This is a genomic window from Sorangium sp. So ce295 (assembly GCF_051527405.1).
In the GTDB taxonomy this organism is placed as follows: domain Bacteria; phylum Myxococcota_A; class Polyangia; order Polyangiales; family Polyangiaceae; genus Sorangium; species Sorangium cellulosum_B.
On record NZ_CP150324.1, the window covers coordinates 6922718 to 6938087 of the forward strand.

General features: G+C 72.5%; 8 protein-coding genes. 5 read left to right on the forward strand and 3 right to left on the reverse strand.

What is annotated here, in order from left to right; all coding sequences use genetic code 11:
* Positions 1-16 precede the first annotated feature (16 nt).
* Positions 17-4051, forward strand: coding sequence for a protein kinase domain-containing protein (locus WMF11_RS26200; RefSeq protein ID WP_437972647.1), 4035 nt, complete (start codon positions 17-19; stop codon positions 4049-4051).
* Between the two features lie 50 nt (positions 4052-4101).
* Positions 4102-5832 carry a hypothetical protein gene (locus WMF11_RS26205; protein ID WP_437972648.1) on the forward strand — a complete coding sequence of 577 codons (1731 nt, stop codon included), beginning with the start codon at positions 4102-4104 and terminating at the stop codon, positions 5830-5832.
* A 39-nt stretch (positions 5833-5871) separates the two neighbouring features.
* Here the strand turns inward: WMF11_RS26205 and WMF11_RS26210 are convergent, their stop codons facing one another.
* Together WMF11_RS26210 and WMF11_RS26215 are read right to left on the reverse strand one after the other, a co-directional pair.
* Positions 5872-7305 carry a sigma 54-interacting transcriptional regulator gene (locus WMF11_RS26210; protein ID WP_437902045.1) on the reverse strand — a complete coding sequence of 478 codons (1434 nt, stop codon included), beginning with the start codon at positions 7303-7305 and terminating at the stop codon, positions 5872-5874.
* A gap of 187 nt (positions 7306-7492) precedes the next feature.
* A complete protein-coding gene (locus tag WMF11_RS26215) occupies positions 7493-8611 on the reverse strand; it encodes a hypothetical protein (RefSeq protein ID WP_437902046.1) in 1119 nt (372 codons plus the stop codon).
* A 1109-nt stretch (positions 8612-9720) separates the two neighbouring features.
* On the opposite strand from WMF11_RS26215, the gene WMF11_RS26220 reads away from it, so the two are divergent.
* From WMF11_RS26220 to WMF11_RS26230, 3 genes are all read left to right on the forward strand, one after another.
* Complete coding sequence (locus WMF11_RS26220) at positions 9721-11235, forward strand: endo-1,4-beta-xylanase (protein WP_437972649.1); 1515 nt, start codon at positions 9721-9723, stop codon at positions 11233-11235.
* Positions 11236-11417: 182 nt separating this feature from the next.
* Positions 11418-13022 carry a non-reducing end alpha-L-arabinofuranosidase family hydrolase gene (locus tag WMF11_RS26225; protein ID WP_437972650.1) on the forward strand — a complete coding sequence of 535 codons (1605 nt, stop codon included), beginning with the start codon at positions 11418-11420 and terminating at the stop codon, positions 13020-13022.
* A gap of 264 nt (positions 13023-13286) precedes the next feature.
* A complete protein-coding gene (locus tag WMF11_RS26230; RefSeq protein ID WP_437972651.1) occupies positions 13287-13838 on the forward strand; it encodes a hypothetical protein in 552 nt (183 codons plus the stop codon).
* A gap of 147 nt (positions 13839-13985) precedes the next feature.
* On the opposite strand, the gene WMF11_RS26235 is transcribed toward WMF11_RS26230, so the two are convergent.
* Complete coding sequence (locus WMF11_RS26235) at positions 13986-15362, reverse strand: DUF1552 domain-containing protein (RefSeq protein WP_437972652.1); 1377 nt, start codon at positions 15360-15362, stop codon at positions 13986-13988.
* Positions 15363-15370: the final 8 nt, after the last annotated feature.

Here is a 15370-nt window from a genome sequence, read left to right on the forward strand (position 1 = left end):
AGTATACTCGCGCCCGATGCGCTGCTCCGAGTGCCATCGCCGCCTCCCAGCGCGGGCTGGCGCCGCGTGCCCGGCGCACCCTCTGGCTCCATCGCCGCTGACGAGCGCCGAAGAGCGCGAGCACGAGGCGCTCGAGCAGGATCCGTCGCCGCTGGTCCCCGGGCTCCTCGTCGAAGGGTTCCGTATCGAGCGGCTGCTCGGGCAAGGAGGGTTCGCGCGCGTCTACGCGGCGACGCGCGAGGGCGACGGCCACGCCGTGGCGCTCAAGGTGGCGCGCCGGCGAGACGACGGCCGGATCGAGCGGGAGGCCGCGGCGCTCGCCCGCCTCGCGCCGCCGCTGGTCCCCGCGCTGCTCGGCCGCGGGCGCTCGGGAGAGCTCGGCCCGTTCCTCGTGCTGGAGCGGCTCGAGGGCAGCTCGCTCGCGCGCTGCCTCGCGGACCTGCCGGGCACCGGCGCGATGCCGATCGAGCAGGCGTCGGCGATCGCGCGCGCGCTCTCGGTCGCGCTGGACGCTGCGCACGACGCCGGGCTGGTGCACCGCGATCTCAAGCCCGAGAACGTGTGGCTGCGGCCGGGCGGGGAGGTCGCGCTGATCGACTTCGGCCTGGCCGCGCAGGCGCGCGCCGGCGGCGATGCGCGCGCGGCGCTCGGCCCCGACCTGACGCAGACCGGGGCGATCCTTGGGACGGCGGCGTACATGGCCCCGGAGCAGTGCCTCGGCGCGCGCGCCGTCGACGCGCGCGCCGACATCTACGCGCTCGGCGCGATGATCTTCGAGCTGCTCACCGGCCGGCCGCCGTTCGTCGGCGAGGCGGCCGAGGTGCGGCAGGCCCACGTGGCGCGCCGCCCCGACCCGCCCTCCTCGCTCGCGCCGCTGCCGGAGGGCGCCGACGAGGCGGTCCTCCGCTGCCTCGCGAAGGATCCCGAGGCCCGCCCGCCCCGCGCCAGCGATGTGGCGCGCGCGCTCGCGGCGTCGCTCGAAGCGCGCGTCGCCCCGCCCCGGGGGCGCGCGGCTTCCTCCGGCGCGCCCGCCCCCGCCCCCGGGCCACGCCGCGCGGTGGCGCTGCTTGCCGTGCGCACGCGCGAGCGCGCGGACGCGCTCGTCGACATCGCCCGCGCCGGAGGCGGCATCCTGGCGCGCTTTCGCGGGGAGCGCATGGTGCTCGCCTTCCCCGCCGCCGACGCGCCGGGCGACGGCGTGCGCGCGGCGGTGCGGGTGGCCCAGCGCGTCGCCGCGGCCGGCGCAGCGGAGCCGCCCCTCGTGGTCCACCTGGCTCCGCTCCGGGTGCGCGAGGGCACGCACGGCGTCACGCTCGCGGGCGCTGCGCTCGAGGACGCGGAGACCTGGGGGGCCGGCCTGGGGGACGCGGACGCCATGCCGCCGGCGATCCTCACGGCCGAAGCGCGGCGCGCGCTCGCGGACGGCCCGCACGATACCCCGCCCTCTCCGCGCGGTGTGGCCCCCGATCCGCGCAACGCGCCCCCCGACGAGCCCGGCGAGACCGCCCTGCGCGGCCGCGACGCGGCGCTCTGCCCGGCCCTCGCCGCGGCGCAGGAGGCGCTCGCCGGCGGCGGGCCGGCGCTCGTCACCGCGCTCGGCGCGGAAGGGCACGGAAAGAGCCGGTTCCTCGGGGCGCTCGCGGCGGCGCTCCGCGCCGGCGGCGCGGCCGTGCACGCCGCGGCGGCCCTCCGGCCGGAGGCGGCCGAGCACGGCGCGACGCTCGTCGCGCTCCTGCGCGCGGCCCTGGATCTCCCGGCCAGCGGCGAGCGCGACGGGAGCGCCCAGGAGGCGCTCGTCCAGCGGCTCGGCGCGGCGGAGGCCGCGCGCGCCTGGCCGGCCGTCGGGCTCGCCCTTGGGCGGCTCGCCCCGGGAGACCCGGCCGCCGCGCCGCTGCTCGCGGCGCCGGGCGCGCGCCGCCACGCCGAGGCCCGCGCGCTCGCGGCCGCCCTCGCGGCCGCCGCGCCGCTCGCGCTGCTGCTCGACGACGCCGACCTCGCCGACGCGTCCGCGCTCGACGCGATCGAGCTCGCCACGGCCGAGGGCAGCGCGGCGCGCCTCGCGATCGTGCTCGCCGCGCGGCCCTCGATCGCGTCGCTCCGTCCGGGGCTCGGGGAGCGCGCCGCCCGCCGCGTGGCGCTCGACCTCGGCCCGCTCGACGCCGAGGCCGCGGGCGCGCTGCTCCAGGACCGCCTCCGCCCCGTCGAGTTCGTCCCCCGCGCCGTGCTCGATCGCCTCCACGCGCTGGCGCGCGGCGTCCCGCGCGACCTCGTCGAGGTGGCGTACGCGCTGCGCGTCGGCGGCGCGATCCAGCGCGCCCGGGGCGGCGAGGGCTGGACGCTCGCGCCGGACGAGCTGCTCTCCCTGTCGGCCGCGCCGCTCGGCGAGCGCCTCGCCGAGCGCGCGCTCGCGGCCCTGCCGCCGCCGCTCGTCGACCTGCTCGAGCGCGCGGCGATCCTCGGCGACGACCTCTCCCCGGCCGAGCTCGAGGCCGCCCTGCGCGCGCTGGATCGCGCCGCCGACGCGCCGCCGCCGGCCGGCGCGCTGGACCCGGGCGTCGGCCTCGCGCGCCTCGCCCGGGCCGGCGTGCTCGTCGCGCGCTCGGCCTCGCCGCCGCGCTACGCCTTCCGGCACCCGCTCCTGCGCGAGGCCATCGAGGCGCGCATCCCGCCCGCCCGCCGCCGCGCGCTGCACGCCGCCGTCCTCCAGGGCCTCCTTGGCGCGCCGCGCGCCGCGGGGGCGCGCGCCCGGATCGCCCGCCACGCGGCCGCCGCGGGAGACCTGGCCGCGGCGGCGGCGGCGCACGCCGAGCTCGCGGACGAGGCGCTCGCCCGGCACGACGTCGTCGAGGCCGAGCAGCGCTTCACCGCGGCCCTGCGCCTCGCCGGCCTCCTCGAGCGCGACGACGCCTCGACCCGCGCCCGCGCCCGCGCGCTCGCGGGCCGAGGCCGCGCGCGTTACCGCCTGCAGCGCTTCGAGGAGTCGCTCGCCGATCTGCGCGCCGCCCGGGCGCTGGCCGAGGCCGCGGGCGACCGGGCCCGCGCGGCCGAGCTCCTGCTCGAGGAGGCGACCGCGCTCGACTGGCTCGAGGACTTCCCCGCCTCCGCGGCGATCGCGGCGCGCGCCGCCGAGCTCTGCGCCGGCCTCGGCGACGCCCGCCTCGACGCGCGCTGCCTGCTCGCGGGCGGCCGCTCGGACTGCCGCGACCAGCGGGTCGACGAGGGGATCCCCAAGCTGGAGCGGGCCGCCCGCGGCGCGCTCGCCGTCGGCGACCACGAGGCGCACGTCATCGCCCGGCTGGTGCTCGTCGCGTCGCTCTCGATGGCCCGCCGGCTCGACGAGGCCGAGCGCCACGCCGAGGCCGTCGTCGAGGCCTGCCTGCGCGCCGGCGACGTCTTCCACCTGTGCACCGCGTACATCAACCGCGTCTTCATGTGGGTGAAGCGGCGGGAGGAAGGGCGCGCGGTCGCGGACCAGCGGGAGGCCGTCCGCCTCGCCCGCGAGCTGGGGCATGCCCAGCTCGAGCGCTGGGCCACGCTGAACCTGGCGGAGCTGCGGTACTGGCTGGGCGCGCCGGACGAGGCTCTCCCGCTCGCGCGCCGCAGCCTCGACCTCCAGCGGCGTTATTTCAACAAGCGCCCTTCGCCGGACGACGTCCTCCTCCTCGCCCGCATCCACCTCGCCCGGGGCGAGCACGACGAGGCGTCCCGCCACCTGGCCGAGGCCCGCGCGAGCCTCCCCGAACCCGACCTCACCCCTTGCGCCCGGACGCTGGCACGCCTGGTGCAACAGGCTCTAGACGACCGGGCAGCCGGTCGGTTCGACGCTGCGGCATGGCGCACGCTCGTGGACGAGGCGCGGCAGACCGCGATCCTTCACGAGCACGCCGAGGCGCTCCACAGCGCGGCCCTCTCGGCGCTCCGCGCGGGCGAGGGCGGCGAAGCGCGCCTGTTCCTCGCCGAAGCGAGGGCGATGTCGGCGGGCTTCTGGCAGCAGCGGTTCGACGAGATCGAGCGCGCCCTGCTCACGCCCGGAGCGAACGGCGCCGCGTGAACCGACCGGTCGGATCGCCCGGACCAGAGACAAGAAAGGAATCTGACCGCGTGAAGATCTACCGGACACGAGGGTTGATTGCGCTGTGTTTCGGGCTCTCGCTCGTGGGCGCGGGCTGCGCCGTCGCCGGCGGCGACGCCTCCCCGCTCGACGGGCCGCCGCGCGCGGCGCCGGCGGGGAGCGGCTCGTCGACCGGGTCGGTCGTCGGGCCGGCCAGCGGCTGGTCGGCCAGCGGCGGGTCGGCCAGCGGGCTGGTGGCGGACATCGCGGACGCGGTGCAGGGCGTCTGGGGCAACGGACTCTCCGCCGAGGCGCTCACCCGCAACGCCCTGATCACGAACCCGCGTGCCAACCCCGTCATGGTGTCCGTCCCGCTCGCGACCGAGAGCTACGCCGACGACAGCAAGTACCCGGAGCTCCGCTATCAGCTCCGCCACGAGCCCACGCGCGAGGTGATGGACTACCTCGTCGCCTGCGCCCTCGAGCAGGACCAGAGCGTCTCGTACACCGACACGTCGACAGGCGAGAAATTCACATTCGACGGCAAGATCGGGGTCTGCCCTATCTGGGCCGTCGACAAGGCGGGGCCGAAGTGCCAGCAGCTCGTCTCGGCGTGCATGCTCTCGCTCGTGAACGCCCTGGGCCGCTCGATCACCGTCTCGCTGCGAGGCCAGGCGTTCCCGGAGCACCGGCCGGGGCTCCTCACGCCGGCGCCCTCCGTCCGCGTGGTGAGGAACACGGAGGACGGCGACACCATTCCGAGCTTCAGGCGGTGCGCGATCGAGTCCCAGGGAGCGTCGCGCAACTGTGGATGGACGGCCCAGGACGTCGGCTCGTGCACCCCGGGCTCGACCGTGTTCATCGCGACCGGCGACGCGCCCCTGACCGACTGCTCCGACGACCCGGCGAGCGCCGCCGGGCTGCCCGTCAGCGATACGGTGCTTCGCGTCTGCAGCGGTATCCGGGGCTGCGACGCCGACTCACCCGATCACATCGATCCGAGCGAGGTGCGCTGCGACAGCCGCGCCGAGCCGGCGCTCCGCTTCGTCTGCCCTAAACTCGGCTACTTCAGCCTCATGAGCGGCCCGCGGACGAGCGGTCGCGCCGGCCTCCTGGCGCCGGGCGGAGGCGTCGCCGCGGTGCTCCAGAGGAGCCGCCGCTTCAGCGTCGCGAGCCACCCGCGGCCGAGCCCCCCGCCGCCGCCCGGCGCCGTCTCCATCAACGAGGCGACGTTCCGCCCTGCGGTGTATCCGGCGGCGGAGGTCGATGTCTTCGGCTGGCGCGAGGGCGCGTTCTTCGGGAACCTGTGGGGCAATGAGCCCCTCCACCCCCGGCTCCAGGTGGGGATGAATGAAATGGACGAGAAGGGCAACTTCCACCCTGCTCCGACCCCCGGGGAGGACTCCGGGCAGGCCATCTATCAGAACGCCTTCGCCTGCACGGGTGAATACTGGACCGATCACGCCGCGTACGTGGGGGAACGCCTCTGCGCCGGCGCCGAGGGCGAGGTCGACTGCGTCGCGACCCCGGTCGGCGCCTGCGACGAATCGCTCCTCGTCGCGGAGTGTCCGACGCTCCACCAGTGCGCCGTCGACGACGGGGTGCTCGTGGAGGGCGACAGGGACTTCCAGCAGTGCAAGGGCGGCGGGCGCACATGGCGCCATCCGATCACCGTGTTTCTCAACCACCCGTCGGATGTCGTCCGGGACTTCCCGTTCTCCCCGTTCGCGCCGATGTTGCCCGGCAGCGTGCTGCCCGTCGGCGCGCTGTACTGTCCCTGACCGGCGGCCGCGCGGTCGCGCGGTCACCCAATCGCGCGCTCACCCGTCCCTGTAGTCGCCTGGCTCGATGCCATAACGCGCGATCCACCGGTGGATCTGCGTTCTCCCCTTCCCCATCGCCCGCGCCACGGCGCTGACGTTCCCGCGGTGCTCGCGGAAGAGGCGGATGAGCGCCTCGCGCCGCTGCTGGTCCTCCTCGGCGGGCCGCTGGCGCTCGGCGGGCTGGGCGTCGGGCTTCGAGGCCTCGGGCGGGTGGCTGCTCCGCGGCACGACGACGGGCGGCGGCAGGTGATCGAGCTCCACCCGGCCGCCGCCGGCGAGCACGATCGCGGTCGCCAGGCACTTCTCCAGCTCGCGGACGTTGAGCCGCCACTCGCGCAGGAGGAGCGCGCGCGCCGCCTCGCAGCCGAGCGCGATCGACGCGGCCCGGTCCGGGGCGGCGCGGCGGAGCAGCGCGGCGATGACCAGCCCGAGATCCTCCCGGCGCCTGCGCAGGGGCGGCAGCTCGAGCACGAAGCCCGAGAGGCGCGCGAAGAGATCGCCCCGGAAGTCGCCGCGCTCGACCATCGCAGGGAGATCGCGGTGCGTGGCCACGACCACGCGGAGGTCGACCTTCACGGGGCGCGTCGCGCCCACCGCGACGACCTCCGACTCCTGCAGCACGCGCAGGAACGCGGTCTGCGACGCCGCGGGCAGATCGCCGATCTCGTCGAGGAAGAGCGTGCCGCGGTCGGCCGCGCGGATGAGACCGGGCCGGTCCTCGGCGGCGCCGGAGAAGGCGCCCTTCTTGTGGCCGAACAGCTCGGACTCGATGAGGCTCTCGGGCAGCGCGCCGCAGTTGATGGCGACGAACGGGCCGGGCCGCCCCGACAGCGCGTGGACGGCGCGCGCGACGACCTCCTTGCCGGTGCCGCTCTCGCCCTGGAGGACGACGGGGATGGGCGCGGGCGCGACGGCCCGGAGGGAGGCGAAGCGCTCGGCCAGCTCGGGCGAGAAGGTGGCGAGGCCGAACGGCTGATCCGCCGCCTGGGCCGCGTCGCTCGCCGCCTCGTCGGGCACCGCGACCTGGCGGAACAGGAAGAACGTGTGCCCGAGCTCGATCAGGTCCCCCTCGGCGAGCGTCGCGCTCCGCCGTGGCACGCCGTTCACGAAGGTGCCGTTCGTCGAGCCGAGGTCCTCCAGGCAGAGCTGGCCGCCGTCGCGCGTGATCCTCGCGTGGCGGGACGACACCCAGCCGTCCTCGAGGCGCACGTCGAGCAGCGCCCGGTCCGCCTCGGTCCGCCGGTCGATCGAGCGCACCGGGCCTCGCCCGAACCGCACCTCGTCGACCCCGTCGAGCGCCAGCCGCGCGGGCGGATCCATCGGCCGCTGGCACTGCAAGACGAGGAAGAGGAACGGCCGCGGCTCGGCGGCGGAGCCGGCGCGCCGCCGGGTGCGGACCAGCGTCGACGGCTCGTCCCGACCCGCGCTCATCCTGCCCCTCTCCGCCCCTGGCAGGCCGCGCACGGAGGAGGCGCCAGGGAATCGACCCGAGGCTGCATGCCGCAGGCCACGATCTACCACGCCCCGCCAGCCAGTGGAGCAAGCTCAGGCGCGCGAAGCTCACGCGCTCGTCGTCCTGTCGCGGCGCCCCGAGCCGGCGGGGCGGCTCGCCGCACCGTCAGCGGTAGGGCCCCTGCGGCGCGGGCGCCGCGAGGGACGAGACGATCGCGATCGCGCGCTCGATCCGGTCGCGCCCCGTCTCGATGCGGCCGAACACAAGCTTGACCGCGGCCTCATCGCCCACGACGGCCGCCGGGCGGAGCGCGGCGATCTCGCGCCTCACCTCGTCGGTGAGGCGCCACGCCACCCGGTCCGGCGCTTCGGCCTGCACCTCGTACGCCCGCGACAGGCCGCCGTCGTCGGGCTGCCCCGAGCTCGCCCGGTCCGGCCCGCGCCTCTGCCGGCGCCTCACGATGAACCGCTCCGACGGGGACGCGGCGCGGGCGACGCGCACCTGCGTGCCGAACGCCCCCCGCCTTCCATCCCGGCCGAACGTCACGGCGAGGCGCCGGCCGCGGTGCTCGAGCTCGATGGTCATGCCTCCGGGCGAGGTGGTCCCGGCGCCGGACAGGAGGCGCCCGCCGAGCTGTTGCGAGAGCGCGCGCAGCTCCTTCGCGAGCCCCCGGCCGCGGCCGGCGACGAGCGCCGCAGCGCGGATGGCGCTCGCGAGCTTCTCGGCGTCGTCCTCCAGCCCGGCGCGGATCGCGGTCAGCCGGTGCGCCTCGAGCGTGAGCTGGTATTCGGTCGCCGCGCGGAGCGCCTCGCGCAGCTCCCGTGTGAGCCACCAGCGCGCGAGCGCCGGGCTGCTCGCCTGCACGACGAAGGAGCCGTCGTCCGCCGGGTCGCCGGCGTCCACCCGCCGCGCCCGGAAGCCCCCCCCGCTCGGCCGGTCGAGCTGCTGCTCGTTGACCCGGAGCCTGAGGCCCGACGGGTTGCTCACCGTGCCCGTGATGCGGGTGCTGTAGCGCACGACGGCCGCGCCGCCGCGATCGACGTCGTGGTCGACGAGGAGCGCGACGCCGTCGAGCACCACGGAGATCTGCATCCGCGGGTCTCCCGATGGGCCCGGACCCGACCGGAACTCCCCCCCGACGAGGGCCGCCGCGCGCTGCCACAGGGGCCGTGCGAGCCGCCAGCGGGCCTCGGCCGCCCGCCGCGCGTCGTTGCGCGCGTACGCGAAGAAGCGCGCGAGCCCCGCGATCCCCGAGATGATCATCAGGACGAAGATGGGCTCCATCCTCGCCCAGGGTATCGTCCCCGCGAGGGTGCGCCCAGGCGAGACCGGCCCGAGGGCGGCCGAGCTCGCCTGGGCGGCTCGCCGCGGACGCGGAGAAGAGCGCGGCGGGCCGCCGCCTACCGATCGCCGTGGATCGCACCTGGTGCCGTTGACCGTGACCGCGCGGCTGACGGCGCTGTTGGTCCAGCAAAGATCGGAATCAACGCTGCTCGGGCTGCAATAACTCGCCACGATTCGCTGCAGGACATGGCGAGAGCGGGGCCAGCACCGATGACGAGCCGAGATATCGCGGGACACGCGGCCGTGTCAGGTGAATCTCGCGCTCTGTCCCCTACCGCCCAGAGGACACCCTCAGGACGAGCGGCGTCTGCGCGCGGCGCAGCTCGCGCCTGCTGGGGGGAGAAGGAACTCCAATGTAGGAAACGAGGGAGACCCGATGTGGGAGAAGGGAGCCCGATGTGGAGAGACGGAGAGGGAAGTCCAAACCCTCCGGAGACGTCAAGTCCCAACTGCGGAAGCTGCCCTGGACCGACAGAACATTCTTCCACGCAATCCAGCCTCCCTGAAAAAGAGACAGCATATCAACAACTTACCCATGAATCGAAGGAGCCGCCTTCCCTCAACAGCCTTCCGCGATTGACATCGGAGATGTGAGCGCTCACATTGGCACTCGTCGGTATTCTTTTGCTTCGCATCGGAAGGGTGGCCATGCGCACTGAGATCTCCACGAGAACGGGCCACGCGGGCCAGTGGGCTGATCCATGAGACGTCGATCTCCACCGAGCTCTTCGGCACGCTGAGCCCCGGCGCCGGCGACGACGCCGCCCCGAGGGGGGTCGGCACGTCCGACGATGACCCGCGCGCGGAGCTCGACTCGGCCGACACCGGCTCGACCAGGCACACCTGGACCGGCGCGTCGGGGGAGAAGGAGATCCAAACGCTTCGGAGACGTCAAGCCCCACCTTTGGGAGCTGCCCTGCGTTGACAGAACATATTTCCATGTGATCCGGCTCCACGGGAGAGCGACGCCAACTCAACAACTTATCTACGCGTCGCAGGGGCCGGTTTCACGCCACTACGAAATTCCCGCTTAAGCACAGGAGAACCTTATGAGAATGCGATTTGAACGCTGGACCCTGCTGACGACGATCGCGCTCAGCGCGTGCATCTCCGCCGAGCAGCTCGATGAAGACGGCTACGAGTTCGAAGAGCTCGCCGAGAGCGTCACCATCGACACCGCGGCGACCTACACGATCACCGGCGTCCAGAGTGGAAAATGCGTCGAGGTGGCTGGAGGCAGCACCGCGGACGCAGCGGCCTTGCAGATCGCCGGCTGCAACGGCTCGACGCGGCAACAGTTCCGCATGGAATCGGCGGGCGGCGGCTACTACCGCATCCGCAACGTCAACAGCAACCGTTGCATGGACGTCGCCGGCGCCTCCACCAGCGACGGCGCCCGCATCCAGCAATACTCCTGCTGGACCGGGGAGAACCAGCAGTGGTCCTTCACGGACGTCGCCAACGGCGTCGTGCGCCTCACCGCACGCAACAGCGGCAAGTCCCTGGACGTCTACGCCCGCGGCACCGCGGACGGCACCGCCCTGGTTCAATGGGCATCGAACGGCGGCACCAACCAGCAGTTCCGGATCACCCCCGTGAGCTCGGGCACCGGCACCGGAGGCACCGGCACCGGAGGCACCGGAGGCACAGGCGGCAGCGGCGGCAGCGGCGGTGCCGGCGGCAGCGGCGGCGGCAGCAGCAGCGGCGGCAAGTTCGTCGGCAACATCACGACCGGCGGGCAGGTGCGAGCGGATCTGTCCCGGTACTGGAACCAGCTCAGCCCGGAGAACGAGGGCAAGTGGGGCTCCGTCGAGCCCACGCGGGACGTCATGAACTGGGCCGGCATGGACCGAGTCCGGGATTACGCTCGCCAGAAGGGCATTCCCTACAAGGGCCACACCCTGATCTGGGGTGCCCAGCAGCCGGGCTGGATCGCCAATCTGTCGCAGAGCGAGCAGCGCGCAGAGGTAGAAGAGTGGATCCAGGCGTTCTGCCAGCGCTACCCGGACGTCGCCGTCATCGACGTCGTGAACGAGCCGCCCCCGCACACCACCCCGTCGTACATGAACGCCCTCGGCGGCGCGGGATCGAGCGGCTACGACTGGATCGTGCAAGCGTTCAAGTGGGCGCGGCAGTACTGCCCGAACGCCAAGCTGCTGCTCAACGATTACAACAACATCGAGTACAACAGCGACAATCAGAACACGCTCAACATCGTCAATCGGATCCGGGCGGCGGGGGCTCCCATCGACGGCATCGGCGCTCAGGCTCACGACGCGTACAAGCTCAACACCAGCACCGTCAAGGGCTTCCTCGATAAACTCGCCGGCACCGGCCTGCCGGTCTACATCACCGAGTACGACATCAACCTGGCGAACGACACGCAGCAGCTCAACGTGATGCAGAGCCAGTTCCCCATGTTCTACGAGCATCCGAGCGTGAAGGGCATCACGCTGTGGGGGTACATCAGCGGCCAGACGTGGGTGACCAACTCAGGGCTCATGAGCAGCAGCGGCCAGATGCGGCCCGCCATGTCCTGGTTGATGAGCTACCTGGGGCGCTGACGCCGGACGCGCTGACGCGCGGTTCACGGAGAACCACGCGCCCGGAGATCGCTGCGCAGGCTCGTCGGCTCGATCGCAGGTCGACGGAGTCGACCCGCGAGGCCCGCGCTTGCGCAGCCGATCCCGGGCGCGTTTTCGTGTGTCTTACTTCCCGCTTCCTATGCCTTTGAACAGAGGGGATCATGATGAGAATCCGATTCAGACGATGGGCGCTGCTCGCGACGCTGGCCGCCACGGCCGCGTGCGTCTCCGCCGAGCAGCTCGATGAAGACGGCCCCGAGCTCGACGAGCTCGCCGAGAGCGTCACCATCGACACCGCGGCGACCTACACGATCACCGGTGTCCAGAGCGGAAAGTGCGTCGAGGTGGCTGGAGGCAGCACCGCTGACGCGGCGGCCATGCAGATCGCCAGCTGCAACGGCTCGACGCGGCAACAGTTCCGCATGGAATCGGCGGGCGGCGGCTACTACCGCATCCGCAACGTCAACAGCAACCGTTGCATGGACGTCGCCGGCGCCTCCACCAGCGACGGCGCCCGCATCCAGCAATACTCCTGCTGGAGCGGGGAGAACCAGCAGTGGTCCTTCACGGACGTCGCCAGCGGCGTCGTGCGCCTCACCGCACGCAACAGCGGCAAGTCCCTGGACGTCTACGCCCGCGGCACCGCGGACGGCACCGCCGTGATTCAATGGGCATCGAACGGCGGCACCAACCAGCAATTCCGGATCACCCCCGTGAGCTCGGGCACCGGCACCGGCGGCACCGGCGGCACCGGCGGCAGCGGGGGCACCGGCGGCACCGGCGGCACCGGGGGCGCCGGCGGCAGCGGGGGCGGCGAAGGTTGCGGCTTGCCCACCACCTTCCGCTGGCAGTCGAGCAGCGCGCTGGTGAGCCCGAAGTCCGACGCGACTCACAACATCGTGTCCATCAAGGATCCGACGGTCTCCTTCTTCAACGATCGCTGGCACATCTACGCCACCACGGCGAACACCGCCGGCAACTGGCAGATGACGTACCTGAACTTCACCGACTGGTCCCAGGCCGCGTCCGCATCGCATTACTACATGGATCGCACGCCTGGCTTCAGCGGCTATCGGTGCGCGCCGCAGATGTTCTTCTTCAGGCCTCAGAACAAGTGGTACCTCATCTATCAATCGCAGCCGCCGCAGTTCTCCACGACCAGCGACCCGAGCCGCCCGGACACCTGGACCAGGCCCCAGAACTTCTTCGCGTCCACGCCCGCCGGCATGCCCAGCCTGCCCATCGATTACTGGGTGATCTGCGACAGCGCCAACTGTTACCTCTTCTTCACCGGCGACGACGGCCGGATGTACCGCAGCCAGACCACTGTGCAGAACTTCCCGAACGGGTTCGGCCCGGTCTCGATCGCCCTTCAGGACTCGAATCGTAACAATCTGTTCGAGGGGAGCTCCACGTACAAGATCAAGGGCATGAACAAGTATCTGACGCTGATCGAGGCCATCGGCCCGACGGGCGCCAGGTTCTATCGCTCGTTCACCGCGGATCGCCTCGACGGCGCGTGGACCCCGCTCGCGCATACCTGGAACGCGCCCTTCGCAGGTCAAAACAACGTCACTTACGCGTCAGGCGTGGCTGACTGGAGCGACGACGTGAGCCATGGCGAGCTGGTGCGCGATGGCAACGACGAGACCGCGACGATCGACACCTGCAATCTGCAGTTCCTGTATCAAGGACGCAACCCGAGCTCGGGCGGCGAATACTCGCAGCTCCCGTACCGCCTCGGCCTGCTGAAGGCGGTCCGCTAGAGCGGCGGTCACCCGCTTCGGATACGGGCCCACCTCGACGTTTTCGGTGCTCAGCGCACAGGAGTGCGCTTGCGCGCCGAAAACGCCGATCTGGGCCCGTCTCCTGTGCGGGAGACCGCCGCTCTGATCGCCATGGTGCTGAGGTGGCGGAAACCGCTGTAGAACACTGTTCACGTCGGAGTCCCGAGAAAATCGCCGCCTTCACCCCATAGCCTGCGAGGCGACCCTCGCTGGGATCCTTCGCGCGTGCTAACATGGCACCGCATGATGCGGGTGGTCCTCCTGGGTGCGCTCCTCTTCGCGAGCGCCTGTGACAGCACCGTCGTCGTTCGCGAGGACGGCCATGGCACGAGCGGCGGCGGCGGCGGCGACGCTGGCGGCGGCGGCGACGGCGGAACGTCTGCTCCAGGGGCCGGAGGCAGCGACACAAGCAGTTCGTCCTCCTCACCCGGTTGGACGGTGCCGCCCGATCGGGTCTACAGCCACATCGATTGCGAGCCCGCCGGCTCGACGCTCCTCGTGGAGATGTCGCCGAGGGGTTCCGGCTGTGTGCCCGCGGCCGACGTCTTGGACGATGTGCTCGTGTTCGGGATCGTGAGGTGGGACGGGCAGCCGGGAACGTTCACGCTCGGTGTCGAGACGCCGCACGGCGTGGCGCTGGCCGCCAGGGGCGTGCAGCCCGATCTCGTCACCGGCACGCTCACGATCGAGCCCTACGTCGGGACGCCTTCGGCGATCGCGTGGGATCTATCCGTGGGCGCTGGCCGCACCGACCTGTCCGTTTGCGGCCGCTTCGACGACTTCCCGTGCCGGTGAGCCTCACTCGCCTTTGACGAACGGCACGTCCAGCGAGCCCTCCGGCACGCTCGCGAGGTGGGTTGTCTTGGAGCCGGGGACGATGGGCGGCGCCGGCAGGCGGCGAGCGCCTGCCGAGCGCCTCTTCCAGACGCGGCGGCGCCGCGCTCAGACCTGGATGCCCGCGAGCGGCGCCGTGACCCGCCCCGCGTCGATACCGAACTCCGTCACGTTCACGCCCATGACCTGGGCGACCGTCAGGAGCGCCTTGCTCAGGTTGTCGCCGGGGAAGTTGCGGTGCTCGTCGCCGCGCAGCCGCCCTCCGGCTTTCCCGGCGAAGAGCACCGGCCATTCCGTCCTCGTGTGCACCTTGCCCCACGCGGTGTCGGACGTGACGTACACGAGCGAGCTGTCGAGCAGGTTCGAGCTGCCGTGCGGCGTGTTCTTGAGCTTCGTCAAGAACTCGTTCAGGCAGCGCATCGTGTAGATCACGCCCTTGTCGACGCGAGGCTGGCTCGATTGATCCCCGGCATCTCCGTGGCAGATGGTGTCGTGGAAGTCGTCGTTCATGTCCTGCGCCAGGTGCCGATAGTAGACGTGCGCGGCGGGCAGCGAGAACATGAACGAGAGCACGCGGGTCCTCTCGCAGGCGAGCGCAAGCGCCGAGAGCTCGACCATGGCGGAGTTCACCGCAGGGGGCGCCTCGCTCTGCGAGTCCTTGCCAACGGCGGGCGCCGTCGGGCTCTTGCACGCTGCTGTCGCACCGCCGCCGGACGACATGGTATCGAGGCGCTGCTCGATGGCCCGGATCGACTCGAGGTGCTCCTCGATACGATGCCTGTCGGCCGCCCCGAGCCGCTGCTTCAGGCTCGCGCCGTCCTGCTGGACGGAGTCGAGCACGCTCTTCCGCACGTTCGCGAGCTTCTTGGCCTGCTCCGCGCCGTCGTCGCTGGGCTCGGGCAAGCCGCTCATGAACAATCGATTGAACACGGCCTTCGGATCGAACTCCGGGTTGTTGCGCGCGTTCGGCCCCCTGTGCGAGACCGTGTGCAACGAGTCCTGAGGGCCGCCCGGCGTCGCCGGCGTCAATCCCACCTCGAGGGAGCGGTAAGGCGCCCCCTCCGAGATGGCGTTCGCGACGACCTGATCGATGGACGGGGCCCGCACGGCGTTCCCGCTGAGCGGCGCGCCCGTCGTGGCCCCCGCCGACCCGGTGGGGTGCTCGACGCCGGAGACCACGAGCTTGTTCTCGAGGCCGCTGATCACCGTGAGGTACGACTTGAGATCCGCGAGCGGCTGGAGCTCCGGGCTGAGCTCCCAGGCCTGACCGGAGCCCGTGCGCGTCGGCTTCCAGCGACCGGGCAGCGTGCCGTTCCCGAAGAACCACGTGACGTAGAGCGGCGACACCGGCGTCTTCGTCTGAGCGTGCGCCGTGCCGCTCTCGTTCAGCATGATCTCCAGCAAGGGGAGCGGGATGGTGACGGCGGCGCCCGTCGCCAGCATGCCCCGGAGAACAGTTCGTCGGCTCAAAGCTTTGTTCGTCATTGGGGGTA

Excerpts from the sequence above, each read along its gene's own strand:
- WMF11_RS26200 (WP_437972647.1), top strand. The coding sequence starts at position 17 with ATGCGCTGCTCCGAGTGCCATCGCCGCCTCCCAGCGCGGGCTGGCGCC.
- WMF11_RS26210 (WP_437902045.1), bottom strand. The coding sequence starts at position 7,305 with ATGAGCGCGGGTCGGGACGAGCCGTCGACGCTGGTCCGCACCCGGCGG.
- WMF11_RS26215 (WP_437902046.1), bottom strand. The coding sequence starts at position 8,611 with ATGGAGCCCATCTTCGTCCTGATGATCATCTCGGGGATCGCGGGGCTC.
- WMF11_RS26220 (WP_437972649.1), top strand. The coding sequence starts at position 9,721 with ATGAGAATGCGATTTGAACGCTGGACCCTGCTGACGACGATCGCGCTC.
- WMF11_RS26225 (WP_437972650.1), top strand. The coding sequence starts at position 11,418 with ATGATGAGAATCCGATTCAGACGATGGGCGCTGCTCGCGACGCTGGCC.
- WMF11_RS26230 (WP_437972651.1), top strand. The coding sequence starts at position 13,287 with ATGATGCGGGTGGTCCTCCTGGGTGCGCTCCTCTTCGCGAGCGCCTGT.
- WMF11_RS26235 (WP_437972652.1), bottom strand. The coding sequence starts at position 15,362 with ATGACGAACAAAGCTTTGAGCCGACGAACTGTTCTCCGGGGCATGCTG.